General features: G+C 60.1%; 12 protein-coding genes. All 12 read right to left on the bottom strand.

Annotation, left to right across the window (positions count from 1 at the left end; translation table 11 throughout):
* Window positions 1-455: 455 nt before the first annotated feature.
* Window positions 456-806, bottom strand: a complete 351-nt coding sequence (locus FGQ61_RS01145) for a type II toxin-antitoxin system RelE family toxin (RefSeq protein WP_138374290.1) — start codon at window positions 804-806, stop codon at window positions 456-458.
* On the bottom strand, window positions 803-1,123 hold the full coding sequence (locus FGQ61_RS01140; RefSeq protein ID WP_138374289.1) for a type II toxin-antitoxin system prevent-host-death family antitoxin: 321 nt from the start codon (window positions 1,121-1,123) through the stop codon (window positions 803-805). The genes FGQ61_RS01145 and FGQ61_RS01140 overlap by 4 nt, the downstream gene beginning before the upstream one ends.
* Window positions 1,124-1,357: 234 nt before the next feature.
* Window positions 1,358-2,569 (bottom strand): ATP-binding protein, encoded by a 1,212-nt coding sequence (locus tag FGQ61_RS01135; protein WP_138374288.1) that lies wholly within the window; start codon window positions 2,567-2,569, stop codon window positions 1,358-1,360.
* A gap of 267 nt (window positions 2,570-2,836) precedes the next feature.
* Complete coding sequence (locus tag FGQ61_RS01130; RefSeq protein WP_171021465.1) at window positions 2,837-3,091, bottom strand: LPXTG cell wall anchor domain-containing protein; 255 nt, start codon at window positions 3,089-3,091, stop codon at window positions 2,837-2,839.
* Window positions 3,092-3,105: 14 nt separating this feature from the next.
* On the bottom strand, window positions 3,106-6,525 hold the full coding sequence (carB, locus tag FGQ61_RS01125) for a carbamoyl-phosphate synthase large subunit (RefSeq protein WP_229025830.1): 3,420 nt from the start codon (window positions 6,523-6,525) through the stop codon (window positions 3,106-3,108).
* 1 nt (window position 6,526) lies between these two features.
* The gene (gene carA, locus FGQ61_RS01120) at window positions 6,527-7,966 is read right to left on the bottom strand and encodes a glutamine-hydrolyzing carbamoyl-phosphate synthase small subunit (protein ID WP_138374286.1); all 1,440 of its coding nucleotides are present in this window, start codon (window positions 7,964-7,966) and stop codon (window positions 6,527-6,529) included.
* A gap of 281 nt (window positions 7,967-8,247) precedes the next feature.
* Window positions 8,248-9,213, bottom strand: coding sequence for a hypothetical protein (locus tag FGQ61_RS01115; protein ID WP_138374285.1), 966 nt, complete (start codon window positions 9,211-9,213; stop codon window positions 8,248-8,250).
* Between the two features lie 19 nt (window positions 9,214-9,232).
* Entirely contained in the window at window positions 9,233-11,005 is a 1,773-nt protein-coding gene (locus tag FGQ61_RS01110; RefSeq protein ID WP_138374284.1) for an ABC transporter ATP-binding protein, read from the bottom strand.
* An 82-nt stretch (window positions 11,006-11,087) separates the two neighbouring features.
* Window positions 11,088-11,783, bottom strand: a complete 696-nt coding sequence (locus FGQ61_RS01105; protein ID WP_171021464.1) for an NUDIX domain-containing protein — start codon at window positions 11,781-11,783, stop codon at window positions 11,088-11,090.
* A gap of 21 nt (window positions 11,784-11,804) precedes the next feature.
* Entirely contained in the window at window positions 11,805-13,109 is a 1,305-nt protein-coding gene (gene purD, locus FGQ61_RS01100) for a phosphoribosylamine--glycine ligase (RefSeq protein ID WP_138374283.1), read from the bottom strand.
* A 118-nt stretch (window positions 13,110-13,227) separates the two neighbouring features.
* The gene (locus tag FGQ61_RS01095; protein WP_006235826.1) at window positions 13,228-14,514 is read right to left on the bottom strand and encodes an adenylosuccinate synthase; all 1,287 of its coding nucleotides are present in this window, start codon (window positions 14,512-14,514) and stop codon (window positions 13,228-13,230) included.
* A gap of 93 nt (window positions 14,515-14,607) precedes the next feature.
* Window positions 14,608-16,005, bottom strand: a complete 1,398-nt coding sequence (dnaB, locus tag FGQ61_RS01090) for a replicative DNA helicase (RefSeq protein ID WP_138374342.1) — start codon at window positions 16,003-16,005, stop codon at window positions 14,608-14,610.
* Window positions 16,006-16,057: the final 52 nt, after the last annotated feature.

The following is a 16,057-nucleotide window of genomic DNA, read 5'->3' as shown; positions in this document are numbered from 1 at the left end:
AACCAATACCTTTCCTCGGAAAACGGGCTTCGCGAATTATCCTGAGGGAAAGTCGTAGCCGCCACCCCGCGACCCACCGGGAATATCCATGACGCACGGTGGCTGATTTGATTTGAAATAGGAGGTTGTTGGAGGGTGGTGGACAGTTAGTTCAGATACGTATATTTTGGCGGTGCTAATTGGCGCTAACAAACTGGTTTTAAGTCGCTTTAGATCTAATAATAGGTCTTTCTCGCTATTGCCCGCGCGGCCTTGTCGGTCCAGACTATCAAAAATAGCTCAATTGTGCCCAAATTGGCCTCCACACGTCCTCTGAAAAATACGTATCTGAACTAACTGTCCAAGAGGAATGTCCACAGATAGAAAAAGGCTCTGGCGGACCTCCGAATCACCAGAGCCTTTCAAAACTCGCACACCTGAAGCACATCGCTGCATTCCTGTTTTCGCCCATGAAGTTAGAGAGCCTCTTCCGCCCACTTCTCGAAATCAATCGCACGCCTTTGGGCGGTTCGGTACGCTTCCATGTCTTCACGAGCGCCTACCACTACGATGGCCATTTTTCCTTTGATTTTAATGAGGCGGTACACAATCCGAATGCCACTTCCCCTGAGCTTGATTTTCATGAAGCCCGTCAAATCCGTGCCTGCCTTGTTTCCAAGAGGCTTGCCGAATCCGCCTTCGTTCTGCGGCAATGGGTTCGTTCTGATTCTTTCTATAGCCTTAAACACGTGTTTTCGCTGGGAACCATCGAGACGCTTGAGATCCTTGAGAGTATCCGGGTAGAAAGCGACTTCGTACCCGCTCATTCAAACTCGACCTCATCCATCTGATCGAGTTCGTCCTGGCCCACACCCAACTCTGCCATAACATCAGATAGGGAAACGAGTTCATCATCGCTTGTCGCAGCCGTCCTCTTAAGGGCCAACGTCAACAAGGCGAGGTCCTCCTCCGCCTGCTTAGCCTCTCGGTATTCATCGGGCGTCACGATAACGAACGCCGGCTTGTTGTGTTTCAAAACTACAACCGGGTTGTCGTTGCTCACTCTCGAAAACGCAGCGGGACCCTTACCGTGACTGAAATCGCTGATGGGAACAAGATTGTCGAGCATCTTTAAAGCAGGCATCGAGACCTCCAAATATAAAGTCTTTTATGCATTCATTTTAGCATGCAGAAAATACCAGCAATCACGGAATAGTGGCACGGACGAGGCATCGCTTTCCACCAACCGTTGATCATCGACCGAGCAAAATGTCCCGCCAAGAGATCGAGCGAGGATTCCGTCCCTCGAAGAGGGCCGTATTGGCCTCCTCGCGGGACGGAATCCTCGCTCGTTCGTTCCAGCCCGCGTCATCGCGTGCTAGACGGCCAGCTCGCCTGATTCACCCATAAGCCATCGTGCCAGGTCGACGACCTTGATGCCATCCCAATCAGTCGTTTCGTGCCCTGTTCGGGCGATGACGCACTTGGGATAGGCGTCTCGAATCCGTCGCAGCGGATCAAGCTCACGCTCAAGCGTCGCTTCTTGGGAAATGTCGTCACTCACCTGGATATAGACACGGCGGTCACGCCTGATGGCGACAAAGTCTACTTCCTTTTGGTAGAGAACGCCCACGTAGACTTCCCATCCGCGGCGCATAAGCTCGATTGCCACCATATTCTCGTAAACATGGCCAAAATCGAGCTTTTTCGTACCAAGCGCGGCGTAGCGAAACGAGTGGTCGGCCAGGTAGTATTTATCTCCCGTCGACAGGTATTTCTTTCCTGAGACGTCAAAGCGACGAAACCGGTAGAACGCAAACGCATCACACAGGTAGTCGATATACACAGCCAGCGTCTTGTCGCTTATCTTAAGGTTCGCTCGTGACAGCTCAGCCGCCATCCCCTTGAGAGAAGAGATGTTTCCGACGTTATCCATCAGGAACTCGCAGGAACGTTTAAGCTGCTCCGCATTACGTATACGATATTTTTGTCTGATGTCGCGCAGGATAAGAGTTTCAAGCACATCCGAGATGTATGAGAAACGCATCCTTTCGTCCTGGTAGATATAGGAACCCGGCATTCCTCCCTCGCGGACATAGCGAGCAAGGGCCTCGGCTGGAGAAGTGATCTCGTGATACGCCGAGAACTCCGCAAGTGAAAACGGAAAGACCTCGATCTCCACCGTTCTTCCCGTGAACAACGTCGAGAGGTCGCTTGAGAGAAGAAAGGCATTCGACCCCGTGATGTAAATGTCATATTTCTCTGACGCATGAAGACTGTTGATAGCCCGCTCGAACCCTTCACACATCTGGACCTCGTCGATCATGACGATATTCCGGCAACCCTCGATATAATGCTTTTCCACATATGTATGCAGCGCATGGTATTCCGCCAACGGCTCGAACTCAAGTAGATTGAAGTTGACGTGTATGACGTTGGCCGAGGGGTCGTTTGAACGAAGTTGGCTGGCAAACGCCTCAAGCAATTTCGATTTTCCGCATCGCCTGATTCCGGTAATCACCTTGATGTCTGGCGAACCCGCCACCTTGGAGAGCTTATCCATATAGAACGGTCGATTAATAAGTCTCATGGCAATCCACTTCGCAAAATTAAGATTAACTGAAAAACGCGAAGTACAATATATCATCTACTTCGCGTTTTTGAGAAATCCTAGATTTCGCGTAATTATATTCGCCAAGCTATCGCAAACCCGACACGGGTGAGATCTCCGCCTGATTGACCCTGCGCAGCAGTCCGAAGCGAAAGACGCGAGTCCTCAGACCGCTCCGGTAAAGTGAGGGCCGCGACGGTTACCGCGGCCCTCTTGGGAAACGTGTGCGATTGTCAATCGCTCGCGCTAGTCTTCCTTGCGGCGGAAACGAGCAAGGAAGACTCCGATTGCGGCGATCGCGGCACCCAGGCCGCCGATCGCGGCGACGGTCGCCACCGTTTGATCACCGGTGCTCGCAAGTGAGTTAGCGGACTTGCCACCCTGAGCCTTGTCACCAGCGGGCTTTCCCGCCTGGGCGCCATCGTTCGAACCGCCGGATGTCTGCCCACCGTTGCCGGAACCCTGATTGCCACCGGACGCACAAAGCCCCTTCTGCAGCACACGGCACAACCAAGTCACCGCAGGCCGGGGCGGGGGAGCCGAGTTTCCCACTGAGCGACTCTGCTTGCAGCCGGAGCGAAGGGGGAAACTCGGCCCCCGCCCCGGCCGGACAGGTCACCCCACACCGTGTGCTGCGGCAGGTCCTGCAGGGCGATGACGTCCATGCCCATGTCGTTGGCGCTGCCGTGACCCTGCTGGTCCTCGCGCACGGCCTCGATGGCACTCACGTACGTGTTGGCGGCAGACATCGCGGTCACGCAGGTCACGCCGCGGCGCACGGCCTCGGTGCGCAGCAGATAACCGTCGCCACGCGAGCCCGGGCCGTATGGCGTATTGATGATCACCGCAATCTTGCCATCGGCGATGAGGTCGCCGATGTTGGGACGCTCGCCGTCGTGCGGGCCGCTGATCTTCTCCACAACCTCGCAGGTCACGTTGCCGCCGCGCAGCACGCGCGCCGTGCCCTCGGTGGAGCAGATGTCAAAGCCCAGGTAACGCAGGATACGCGCGACCGAAAGGATATGACGCTTGTCGCGGTCGCACACGCTAATGAACACCTTGCCGGCGCTCGGGTCGGGCAGCTTGTAGTCAATCGCCAGCTGCGTCTTGGCATATGCCTCGGGATAGCTCTTGGCGATACCCATGACCTCGCCCGTAGACTTCATCTCGGGCCCCAGGATAACGTCGGCGCCCGGGAAACGGCCCCAGGGCATAACGGCTTCCTTCATGCAGAACCAGTCCAGCTGACGCTCGTCGCTCGGCAGGCCCAGGCTCGCGATGGAATCGCCTGCCATGATACGCGCCGCGCACTTGGCCAGCGGCACGCCGGTGGCCTTGGAGATAAACGGCACGGTACGGCTGGCACGCGGGTTGGCCTCGATCACATAGACGGTCTCGCCCTTAATGGCGTACTGCACGTTGACCAGGCCGCGTACGCCCAGCGCCATCGCGATGCGGCGCGTAGTCTCGCGAAGCTTTGCCTGCAGGCTCTCGCTAAAGCTGAACGGCGGAATGCAGGTCGCAGAGTCGCCGGAGTGAATACCGGCCTCCTCGATATGCTCCAGAATGCCGCCGATGTAGACCTCTTCGCCATCGCACAGGGCGTCGACATCGGACTCGATCGCGCCCTCCAAGAAGCGGTCCAGATACACCGGGTAGTCGGGGCTAATGCGCGCAGCCTCGGCCATGTAATCGCGCAGATGCTCGGCATCGTAGGCGATCATCATGCCGCGGCCGCCCAGCACGTAGCTCGGACGCACCAGCAGCGGGTAGCCAATATGCGCGGCCACGGCCTCGGCCTCCTCAAACGAGGTTGCCTGGCCCGCCGGCGGATACATAATGCCCAGCTTGTCGAGCAGGGCGGCAAAGCGCTCGCGGTCCTCGGCAAAGTCGATGGCATCGGGCTTGGTGCCCATGATGTTCACGCCGCTCTCCTCGAGCATGCGCGCCAGCTTAAGCGGAGTCTGGCCGCCGAGCGTCACCACGACGCCGTCGGGTCGCTCAACATCGATGACATCCATGACGTCCTCGTAGGTGAGCGGCTCAAAGTACAGACGGTCGGACGTGTCGTAGTCGGTCGAAACGGTCTCGGGATTGCAGTTGACCATGATGGTCTCGAAGCCGCGGGCCGCCAGCGCATAGCTCGCGTGCACGCAGCAGTAATCGAACTCGATACCCTGGCCAATGCGGTTGGGGCCGGCGCCCAGGATCATCGCCTTGGGCTTGTCCGCCGGCGTGGTCTCGTCGGGAGCCACGCACTTCTTGGCATCCGGGCTCGTGCGGTAGATGTTCTCGTACGTCTTGTAGTGGTACTCCGTGGCGCTCGAGAACTCCGCAGCGCAGGTATCGACCGTCTTCATGCTGGGAACCACGCCCAGACCCTTGCGATAGGCGCGCACAAAGCGCTCGTCCGAGCCGGTCAGCGCAGCGATCTCGGCATCGCTCGTGCCGTACTGCTTGAGCAGGCGCATCGCGTCGGCGTCGATATCCTCCACACGCAGGCCGCGGATGCTCTCCTGAACCTGCACCATGTCGTTGATGCGGTTGAGGTACCACGGGTCGATGCCGCAGATGGCATGGATGCGAGCGATGTCCCAGCCACGGCGCAGGGCCTCGACCACAAAGAAGATGCGGTGCTCGGTCGGCGTGGCCACGGCTTGAGCGAGCTCATCGTCGCTCAGCTTATCGGCACCCTCCTTGCCACCGGCGCAGATACCCTGGTGACCGTCCTCCAGCGAGCGCATGGCTTTGCCGAAGGCCTCCTCAAAGGTGCGGCCAATCGCCATGATCTCGCCCACGGCCTTCATGCGCGTGGTGAGCGTGGGGTCGGTACCCTTGAACTTCTCGAAGGCAAAGCGCGGCACCTTGACCACACAGTAGTCGATTGTGGGCTCAAAACAGGCGGGCGTAGCCTTGGTGATGTCGTTAACGATCTCGTCGAGCGTATAGCCCACGGCCAGGCGCGCGGCAGCCTTGGCGATGGGGAAACCTGTGGCCTTGGAAGCGAGGGCGGACGAGCGGCTCACGCGCGGGTTCATCTCGATGACGATCAGGCGGCCGGTGTTGGGGTTCACGGCAAACTGTACGTTGGAACCACCGGTCTCGACACCGATCTTCTCCAAGATGGCGAGCGAGGCCACGCGCATGCGCTGATACTCAAGGTCGGAGAGCGTCTGCGCCGGCGCCACGGTGATGGAGTCGCCGGTATGCACACCCATGGGGTCGAGGTTCTCGATGGAGCACACGATGATGCCGTTGCCGGCGTGGTCACGCATGACCTCCATCTCATACTCTTTCCAGCCCTCGATGGACTCCTCGACCAGCACCTCGTGGGCGGGCGAGAGTTCAAGGCCCTGGCTCACGATGGAGACGAGCTCCTCGTGGGTATGCGCGATGCCGCCGCCGGCGCCACCGAGGGTAAAGCTCGGACGCAGCACGCAGGGATAGCCCACGCGCTCGGCGATGGCCTCGGCGTCGGCCACGCTGTAGGCATAGCCCGAGCGCGCGACCTCCAGGCCGATCTCGGCCATGGCCTCGTTAAAGAGCTTGCGGTCCTCGCCGCGCTCGATGGCGGCAAGGTCACAGCCGATCATCTCGACGCCGTACTTGTCGAGCGTACCGTCTTTCGCCAGCTCGACGGCGGCGTTCAGACCGGTCTGGCCGCCCAGCGTGGGCAGCAGCGCGTCCGGGCGCTCTTTCTTGATTACGCGCTCGATAAACTCGGCGGTGATGGGCTCGACATAGGTACGATCGGCAAGACCCGGGTCGGTCATGATGGTCGCCGGGTTGGAGTTGACCAGGATGACCTCAAAGCCATCCTCCTTGAGCACCTTGCAGGCCTGGGCGCCGGAGTAGTCGAACTCGCAGGCCTGGCCGATAACGATGGGGCCCGAACCAATGACGAGGATGCGCTTGATGTCAGTACGTTTAGGCATATTAGTTCTCCTCGGTCTCAGCGGTCTCGGACTCAGCAAAGTTCCAGCCGGCAAGGCGGTCCTTCGCGGTGTCGATGTCCAGGTAGTTCTCCTCGCCGTCCATGAGTCGCGTAAAGGCGGTAAAGAGATAGTGGGCATCGGTGGGGCCAGGCGAGGCCTCGGGGTGGTACTGGACCGAGAAGCACGGGGCGTCGAGCAGCTGGATACCCTCGGCGGTGCCGTCGTTGAGGTTCACATGTGTTAGGCGAATGCGGCCAAAGCGCTCGTTCATCACGACCGGCGCGATTCCGCGGCGCACCCAGACGCGCAGATCTCCATCGGCCGCATGCTCGGTCTCGCCGCCGGAAAGCTCGGGGACAAGCTTGCCCAGGCTGGGGAACAGCAGGCCAAAGCCATGGTTTTGCGCGGTAATCTCCACGCGACGGCTTACCAGGTTCATGACCGGCTGGTTGCCACCGCGGTGACCGAATTTAAGCTTTTCCATCTGGGCGCCGCAGGCCAGGCTGATCATCTGATGGCCCAGGCAAATGCCAAAGACCGGCACCTTGCCGATCAGCTGCTGCACCTGCTCGTAGGTCTCCACCACGGCGTCGGGGTCGCCGGGGCCATTGGACAAAAAGACGCCGTCGGGATTCATGTCGAGCACCTCACTCGCGGGCGTGTCCCACGGCACGACGGTAAGGTCGCAGCCGGCGCGGACCAGCCCCTCCAGAATGCCGCGCTTCACACCGCAGTCGTAGGCGACCACTTTGTGACGGGCAGGAGCGGCAGTCGAAAGCGCAAAGTCATGCGTGGCAGGCAGGTCGACGGCGGCAAACTCGTGAGGCGCGGGGCAACTTACGGTCTTGACCAGGTTCTCGCCTACCAGCGCGGGCGCTGCGGCCAGACGCTCGGCAAGCTCGTCGACATCGAAGATCTCGGTCGAGATAATGCCCATCTTGGAGCCGTTGTCGCGCAGGTGGCGCACCAGGGCGCGGGTGTCGACGCCCTCGATAGCGACGATGCCGTGTGCACGCAGGTACTCCGGCACGCTGACGGCCGAGCGCCAGTTAGAAGGCGTGGCGCACATGTCGCGAACGATCATGCCGCGCATAGCCGGAGCGCTCGCAGGGCGCACGGCGTCGCCGGGGAAGGCCGACTGGACGTCGGTCTCGTCGATACCGTAGTTGCCGATCTGCGGATAGGTCATGGTTACGATTTGGCCGGCATAACTCGGGTCGGTCATGACCTCAAAGTAGCCCTCGAGCGAGGTGTTGAAGCAGACTTCGCCGGTCGCGGTGCCCTCGGCGCCGCATGCACGTCCATAAAAAATGGTCCCATCCTCAAGATACAGGATGCAGGGACCGCAGGTGCCCTTGCTGGTTTTGGCCAGCATGCGCTGGCAAAGCTCGCTGGGCGCGAAGGTGCGGGCGGCAGCGCCCGCGGTATGGTTGTTCGCCATAATTCTCCTTCCCGGTCTCACAGGACCGGCTTAAAGGTGTGTAGTTAGGCCTCGCGGTATTGTAACCGCAAGCATGCCTCATGGCGTTAATTTCATCGAAATGTTTACGAAATGATAATTATGACTTTCTATGCATAATGATTTTTCTGGGACGGGGATTAAAAAATCATTCTGAGAGCAGAGCTTTGTCGCCAACTGCATACATGACAGAATGATTTTTTAATCCCCGTCCCAGAAAAATCATCCCGCGAGGCTTGTGGCTCACGCGGGATGATGACGTCTTACTTTCTCTTGTCCTGCTCCAGCAGTTCGGACGGTGTGCGATCGGGCTTGCCGCCGCGGAAAATCTCGCGGCCATGCAGACGATGTTCCAGGTCACGCTCGGCCTTTTCCTCGTCAATCTTGGTCTGGCTCACCACCGGGTCCTCAATCAACGACGACACCGAGTTCACCTGCTTCTGAATGCGCTCGGCGATGGTGTCATCCATACTCACGATGCGCATCTTCCAGTCGATACTCGTGGCGTTGGATGAGCTCTTGGTCCACACGAACGTCAAAATGGCGCTCTGGTGGCCCCGCGCGGGGAACATGCCAAAGAAGGAATCGTGCTGAATGTTGCTATCCTCGTCGATATAGGCGTGAACGTTATACACCACGCGGTCGATCTTGTCGTTGAGCAGCGCGTTGGTCGCAAGCGCCGCGGCCTGGATCTGCCCGTTGGACAGCAGCTCGAGCTCGTTGGCAGACGATGTGTCCAACACCGTCACCTCGACCGTGCCCGTACGCTCATCGGCTTCATCGACGGTAAAGTCGAGCGGGAACTGCGTAAAGCCGTTGCCCCACTCGAGTCCACCCTTGAGTGCTGTAGAAACGGTATCAACCGAAACGCTCTCGGACAGGTTGGCGGTATTCAGACGGCGCATCACGCCGTAGCCGATCTGCATGCCCACGATCAGCACCAAAATACCGATGACCACGGCCATCGCGGTCTTCGTAATGGTATGGCTCACCTGCGAGCCCGAAGGATCGTCCTCGGACAGCGGGTCGATATGTTTTGCCTGGCTCGCGCGGTCCTCGCTGCGCAGCTGTGCTAGCGCCGCTTTGTCACCGCGCTTGGCCGCAGCCTCCTTCTCACGCATGCGCTCGGTACGCTTTTTGGCGAGCGTGGGATCCAAGACGCCGGATGCATCGATTTCGGAGAATAACTCCGTCACTTCTTCCGGAGTCAAAGGGTTCTTGTCAGCCATAAACTTCCTGTCATATCAATCAGTCGAGCTCGTGCGCACGCGCACCTTCGAACTGCATTCGATAGTAACGGGCATAGGTGCCGCCACGGGCGAGAAGCTCCTCGTGCGTGCCACGCTCCACAACGCGACCATGCTCAACGGTCGCAATCTCATCGGCATGCTTAATGGTCGAAAGACGGTGGGCGATAATAATCGTGGTGCGGCCGCGTGCCAGCTCTTCGAGTGACTCCTGCACCGCCTCCTCGCTCTCGTTATCCAAAGCACTCGTCGCCTCGTCCAAAATCAGGATCTTGGGGTTCTTGAGAAACACGCGCGCGATGGCAACGCGCTGCTTCTGTCCGCCCGAAAGACGGCTGCCGCGCTCGCCCACCACGGTGTCGTAGCCCTGCGGAAGCGACTCGATAAAGGCATCGATGTTGGCGCGACGGGCGGCCTCGGCGATCTCTTCTGCCGTGGCGCCCGGCTTGCCGTAGGCGATGTTCTCGCCAATCGTACCGTCAAATAGATAGACATCCTGCTGCACCAGGCCGATGGCGCGGCGCAGGCTCTGCTGCGTCACATCGCGCACGTCCTGGCCGTCGATGCTAATGGATCCGGCAGCCACGTCATAAAAGCGCGGCAGCAGCGAACAGGTCGTGGACTTGCCACCGCCCGAAGGGCCAACCAGCGCGATGGTCTGCCCGGGCTTGATGGACAGATTCATATGGTCGATAACGGGACGCTCGTCGGCATAGCCCTCGCCCAGCTCGACATCCTCGTAGTTAAAGCACACGTCGTGATACTCCACGGCGCCGGCAGTCACCTGCAGATCCGTAGCGCCCGGCTTGTCCTGGATATCCGGCGCGGTCGAGAGCACCTCGTCCATACGTTTAAAGCCGGCGATAGCCTTCTGATACGTTTCGGCCGAATTGACGAGCGTCTCGAGCGGCGTGCAGAACAGCGAAATATAGAGTGCAAAGGTCGCCATATCGACCGCCTGCAGCTGTCCCTGGGCGACCAGCCAGCCGCCCAGCAGCACCACGATCACATAGAGCACACCCGAGAGCAGGCCATACGTCGCGGTATAGACGCCCATGGCGTGATACATGTTCTCCTTGGACGAAAGGTAGCGATCGTTAGAGGCACGGAACTTGGCGCGCTCGGTCTCCTCGTTGGCAAAGCTCTTGACTACGCGCATGCCCGCAAGCGAATCCTGCAGCTGCGCATTGATGCCGCTGATCTTTTTGCGGTTGTCGCTAAAAACCTCGCGCATACGCATGTTCTGCCAAAACATGATGACCGCAAACGCCGCCGTCACCACGGCCATGGCGAGCGCCAGCACCGGGGCAATGGTAAAGAGGATCACAAACGAGCCGATGATCTCGATGCCGCAGATGATGATCCACTCGGGCACGTGGTGCGCCGCCTCGCAGATATCGAACAGGTCGTTGACCACGCGGCTCATCATGTCGCCCGAGCTGTTGCGGTCGAAGTATGCAAAGCTAAAGCGCTCATACTGGTCAAACAGGTCCTCGCGCATTTTGGACTCCATACGCGCGCCCATCACGTGACCCCAATAGCTCACAAAATAGCGGCAGGCGCAGCGGACGGCATACATCAGCACCAAGCCCACCGCGATCATGCCGAGCGCCTGCATAATAGCAGCCTGACCCTGAGTAAACAGCCCACCGGTCAAATTGCGCAGGATAATGGGGAACGCCAGGTCAATGGCGGCAAGCACCAGAGCACAAACAGTATCAGCAACAAAAAGCCCCATCTGGGGCTCGTAATACGAAAGAAACCTCTTAAACATGTGATCCTCAAAGAAATATCAGCAACATAAGGCCCTGGGACAAAGTAATCAGTAGTTCTTGTCCCAGGGCTATTCCCGCTCGTTACAGCTCGGCCCCACCCAAGCGGTGCGCGATGCTATCGCAGGCCAAGGCGCCCACGACGGTCTTGGCGTCTTCGATCTTGCCGTCGAGCACGGCGTCGATCAGCTCGTGCAGCGGCACGAGGTCCACGTTGACAAACTCGTCATCATCGGGGTTGGGTGCATCGAACTCGAGCTTGGTGGCCAGGTAGATGTGAATGATCTCGTCGCAGAAGCCGCAGGACGTGACAATCGACGTCAAAAAGCGAATGCGACCGGCCCTAAAGCCCGTCTCCTCATGCAGCTCGCGCTTGGCGCAATCGAGCGGGTCCTCGCCTGGATCGAGCTTGCCGGCGGGAATCTCGACCGTCACGCGGTCGATGGCGGTGCGGTACTGGCGCACCAGTACGATCTTGCCGCTCTCGGTCAGTGCCACAACAGCCGCCGCACCCGGATGGCGAACGATATCGCGGGCGCTACGGCGACCGTTGGGCAGCTCAACCTCAAGACGGTGGACGTCGAGGATCTTGCCCTTCCAGGCGCACTCCTCCGAAAGAATCTTCTCGTGCAGCTCGGCATCGTGCGGGTCGTCATCGCCCAGCACCAGCGCCGGCTCGTCAGCGACCTCGCCACCAGGCTCGCCCTCGGCGTGCCCATACACGCGGCTGTCCTCTTCGACGATCTGCGCGTCCACGAGCTCTTCGTTCTTCTCGTCCATCCGTCTCATTCCTCTCGGATTTTAGGCATCCCAGGCGTCGCGGCCGCGCAGCGCGCGCAGGCCGATGTCGTGACGCAGGGTCTTGCCCTCAAAATCAATCTTCTCGCAGGCCTCGTAGGCAAGGTTGCGAGCGTTCTCGAACGTGTCGCCCAGAGCGGTCACGGCAAGCACGCGGCCGCCATTGGTCACGAGCTGACCGTCCACCACGGCAGTTCCCGCATGGTACACGGTCACGTTCTCCATGGCCTCGGCATCCTCAATACCGGTGATGACCTTTCCTTTCTCGTAGCTGCCGGGGTAGCCCGCGCTCGTCAGGACAACGGCCACGGCCCACTCGTCACGCCAGTCGAGCTCAATCTGATCGAGCTCGCAGTTGGCACAAGCCAGCATGACCTCGACCAGGTCGTTCTTAAGGCGCGGCAGCACGACCTGCGTCTCGGGGTCGCCAAAGCGGGCATTGAACTCCAGCACCTTGGGACCGGCGGGGGTGAGCATAAAGCCGCCGTACAGGCAGCCGCGGTAGTCGATACCCTCGGCAGCGAGCTCGGCCACGGTCTGCTCCATGACCGCCACCATGGTGGCGTGCTCCTCGTCAGTCACGATGGGCACCGGGCTGTAGACGCCCATGCCGCCGGTGTTGGGACCAAGGTCGCCCTCAAGCGCGCGCTTGTGGTCCTGCGAGGTAGCCATGGGGCGCACGGTCTTGCCGTCGGTAAAGGCCAGCAGCGAGCACTCGGGGCCGGTCAGCATCTCCTCGATGACCACGGTGTTGCCGGCATCGCCAAAGGTGCCGCCAAAGCACTCGCGCACGGCTTCCTCGGCCTGCTCAAGTTCGGTCGCCACGATAACGCCCTTGCCGGCGGCAAGGCCGTCAGCCTTCACGACCAGCGGGGCGCCCTGCTCGCGTACGTAGGCGAGAGCCGAAGCCTCGTCGGTAAACGAACCATAGGCTGCCGTCGGAATACCGGCGCGCTCCATGAGCTGCTTGGAGAACAGCTTGGAGCCCTCCATCTGGGCACCCTCGGCACCCGGGCCAAAGCAGGGAATACCCGCCGCGCGCACGGCGTCGGCCACGCCCGCCACAAGCGGAGCCTCGGGGCCAATTACCACGAGTCCGCATCCGTGGCTCTGCGCAAACGCCGCCACGGCCGCAGGATCGCAGTCGTCGAGAACAACGTTCTCGCCGCAGCTCGCGGTGCCGCCGTTGCCCGGCGCGATGTAGAGCTTGCCGGCGCGCGGTGATGCTGCGAGCTTAGCTGCCAAAGCATGCTCACGGCCGCCGCTGCCCAACAACAGGATGTCGATGGTTTGAGTGTCCGCCTTCAAGGGTGCCTCCTCTATGGATGAATGGCCCGCTCCGCGCGAGCCCTTTGCAAGCAAATATACCCCTCGGCCGCCCGTCCGGGCTGCAAAGGGGTATATCGCAATAACCAAATAGTCCCGATTACTTCCAGAATCGGTTGATGATCTGCTCGCGACCAGCGCCAACGCCAATGAACGTCACGCGGGTGTGTGCCAGATCCTCGATAAACGCCACGTAGTCCTGAGCCTCCTGCGGCAGCTCCTCAAAGCTGCGGCAGCCGGTGATATCGCACTTCCAGCCAGGAAGCTCCTCGTAGATGGGCTTGGCGTGCTCAAAGCGAACCTGATGCTCGGGCACGCTGGTATAGCGCTCGCCATCGACGTCGTAGGCCACGCACACCTTGATGGTGTCGAAAGCCGAAAGCACGTCGAGCTTGGTCATGGCGATATCGGTGAGGCCGTTGACGCGCGAGGCGTAGTTGGCGATGGGGCCGTCGAACCAGCCGCAGCGACGACGGCGACCGGTGGTCACGCCGTACTCGTAGCCCTCCTCGGTCAGCGTGTGACCGGCCTCGGACTCATAGGAAAGCTCGGTGGGCATGGGGCCCGAACCGACGCGGGTGATATAGGCCTTCATGACGCCCAGCACGCGGTCGACATTCTTCATACCGACGCCGGATCCGGTGATGGCACCGCCGGCGGTGCAGTTGGAGGACGTCACGTACGGATAGGTGCCGTGGTCGATGTCGAGCAGCGTCGCCTGGGCGCCCTCAAACAGCAGGTCCTTGCCCTCGTCGATCATGTTGTTGAGCAGCAGGCTCGTCTCGGTGATGTAGGGACGCAGGCGCTCGGCCATCGGCAGGTACTCGTCGCAAATCTGGTCCACGGTGTAGGTGGGCAGGTTGTAGATGAGCTCGAGCTCGGGGTTCACGCGGGCGAGAGCGGTCTCCAGCTTGTCGCGGAACAGTGCCTCGTCCAGCATGTCCTGCATGCGCAGGCCGATGCGAGCCATCTTGTCCTGATAGCACGGACCGATGCCGCGCTTGGTGGTACCGATGTTCTTCTTGCCGAGCTTCTGCTCAAAGGCGCCATCCAGATCGATGTGGTACGGCATGATGACATGCGCGTTGCCGCTAATCTTGAGGTTCTTGGTGGTGATGCCGTCGGCCTCGAACATATCGATCTCCTCAAGGACAACCTTGGGGTTGACGACGCAGCCGTTACCGATCACCGACACGTGGTCGGAATACATGATGCCGGAGGGCACCTGGTGCAGGCCGTACTTCTTGCCGTTGACGACGATGGTGTGACCGGCGTTGTTGCCGCCCGAGTAGCGCACGACGGCATCGAAGTCGCCGGCGACCAGGTCGCAAATCTTACCCTTGCCCTCATCGCCCCACTGGGCACCGACCAAAACGGTTGACGGCATGTTTACTCCTTACATTCATGGACTGTCTACGCGCCACGCCGGCACGCAGAAGCACAAAACATTCCCAGTATACCCGTGCAACGGGCGCCTGTCCTACTCCTCGGCATGTGCCCCATCAAGCTCATAGAACTTGGTGGATGCCGGCAGGAACATCAGGTCGACGTCGCCGATCGGGCCCGAACGGTTCTTGGCCACGACGATACGCGTAACGCCCTCGTCGGGTCGATCGTCACGCGAGGCTTCGGCCTCGTCGGCGGAGCGGTCCAAGAACATAACGATATCGGCGTCCTGCTCGATGGAGCCCGATTCACGAAGGTCGGAAAGCTGCGGGCGCTTGCCGGTACGGGATTCGACCTGACGCGAGAGCTGCGACAGCGCGATGAGCGGGATCTTGAGCTCCTTGGCCATGATCTTCAGACCACGCGACATCTCCGAAACCTCGACGGTACGGCTCTCGGAACGACGGCCCGGCGGAGGACTCACCAGCTGCAGGTAGTCCAGGATGATAATTGCCTTCTCCTTGTTATGGAGCATACGGCGGCTCTTGGCGCGAATCTCGGTCACTGTGGTGCCGGGCGTATCGTCAATCAGAATATCGAGCTTAGACAAGGTCTGCGTGGCCTCGTTGATATTGGCCCACTGCTCGGGGCTAATGCGGCCCATGCGGAAGTCACTGATCGAGATCATGGCGTAGGCGCAAATCAGACGCTGGGCAATTTCCTTGCCCGACATCTCCAGCGAGAAGAAGCCGACGGTATAACCAGCAGCGGCAGCGTTGAGCGCCAGGTTCAGAGCGAACGACGTCTTACCTACAGCAGGACGGGCGCCGATGATGATGAGCTGGCCCTCGCGAAAACCCATGAGCATGCGGTCGAGTGACGGAAAGCCCGTGGGCACGCCCGCAGCCTGGCCACCGGCCTGGCACACTTCCTCGGCCTCGTTATAGGCCTCGACCATAAACTCGGTCAACGTCTTGTAGCTCGACTTGACCTCGCGCGCCGTAACCTTGAGCAGCTTGCTCTCGGCCAGCTCGACAACCTCTTTGGTGTCGGTGGGGGCGTTATATGCCAGCGCGTTGATCTCGTTAGTGGCGCCGATCAGCTCGCGCAGCATCGAGTCGCGGCGAACGATGGCGGCATGGTGCTGCCAGTTGACGAGCGACAGGGTCTGACCCATCAACTCCAAAATGTACGCCTCGCCGCCCACGGCATCGAGCTTGTTGATGCTGCGCAGGTAATCGATCAGCGAGATGGAGTCGATGGGAATGCGGCTGTTGTACATATCGACCATCGCAGTATAGATGGTCTTATGAATGGGCCGGTAGAAGTCATCGGGCTGCAGCTCGACCTGGGCCTCTTCGACCACCTCGGGCGATAGCAGCATAGCGGCCAGTACATTGGCCTCTGCATCTTGGTTTTGGGGAAGACCCAACTTTGAGCCGCGGTCCTCGACCGTCAGCCCGATCTCCCTATCGTCATATGCCATGAGCATCCTCATTCATATCGCTTGCGAGCATCCATAGTATCAGCCACGGTCCCAAAAC

It is taken from the genome of Collinsella aerofaciens, from assembly GCF_005844325.1.
Lineage (GTDB): Bacteria > Actinomycetota > Coriobacteriia > Coriobacteriales > Coriobacteriaceae > Collinsella > Collinsella aerofaciens_G.
This window is presented reverse-complemented; position numbering and strand designations above follow the sequence as displayed.

Coding starts and splice junctions, on each gene's coding strand:
- FGQ61_RS01145 (WP_138374290.1), bottom strand. CDS start 806: ATGAGCGGGTACGAAGTCGCTTTCTACCCGGATACTCTCAAGGATCTC.
- FGQ61_RS01140 (WP_138374289.1), bottom strand. CDS start 1,123: ATGCCTGCTTTAAAGATGCTCGACAATCTTGTTCCCATCAGCGATTTC.
- FGQ61_RS01135 (WP_138374288.1), bottom strand. CDS start 2,569: ATGAGACTTATTAATCGACCGTTCTATATGGATAAGCTCTCCAAGGTG.
- carB (WP_229025830.1), bottom strand. CDS start 6,525: ATGCCTAAACGTACTGACATCAAGCGCATCCTCGTCATTGGTTCGGGC.
- carA (WP_138374286.1), bottom strand. CDS start 7,966: ATGGCGAACAACCATACCGCGGGCGCTGCCGCCCGCACCTTCGCGCCC.
- FGQ61_RS01115 (WP_138374285.1), bottom strand. CDS start 9,213: ATGGCTGACAAGAACCCTTTGACTCCGGAAGAAGTGACGGAGTTATTC.
- FGQ61_RS01110 (WP_138374284.1), bottom strand. CDS start 11,005: ATGTTTAAGAGGTTTCTTTCGTATTACGAGCCCCAGATGGGGCTTTTT.
- FGQ61_RS01105 (WP_171021464.1), bottom strand. CDS start 11,783: ATGGACGAGAAGAACGAAGAGCTCGTGGACGCGCAGATCGTCGAAGAG.
- FGQ61_RS01095 (WP_006235826.1), bottom strand. CDS start 14,514: ATGCCGTCAACCGTTTTGGTCGGTGCCCAGTGGGGCGATGAGGGCAAG.
- dnaB (WP_138374342.1), bottom strand. CDS start 16,005: ATGCTCATGGCATATGACGATAGGGAGATCGGGCTGACGGTCGAGGAC.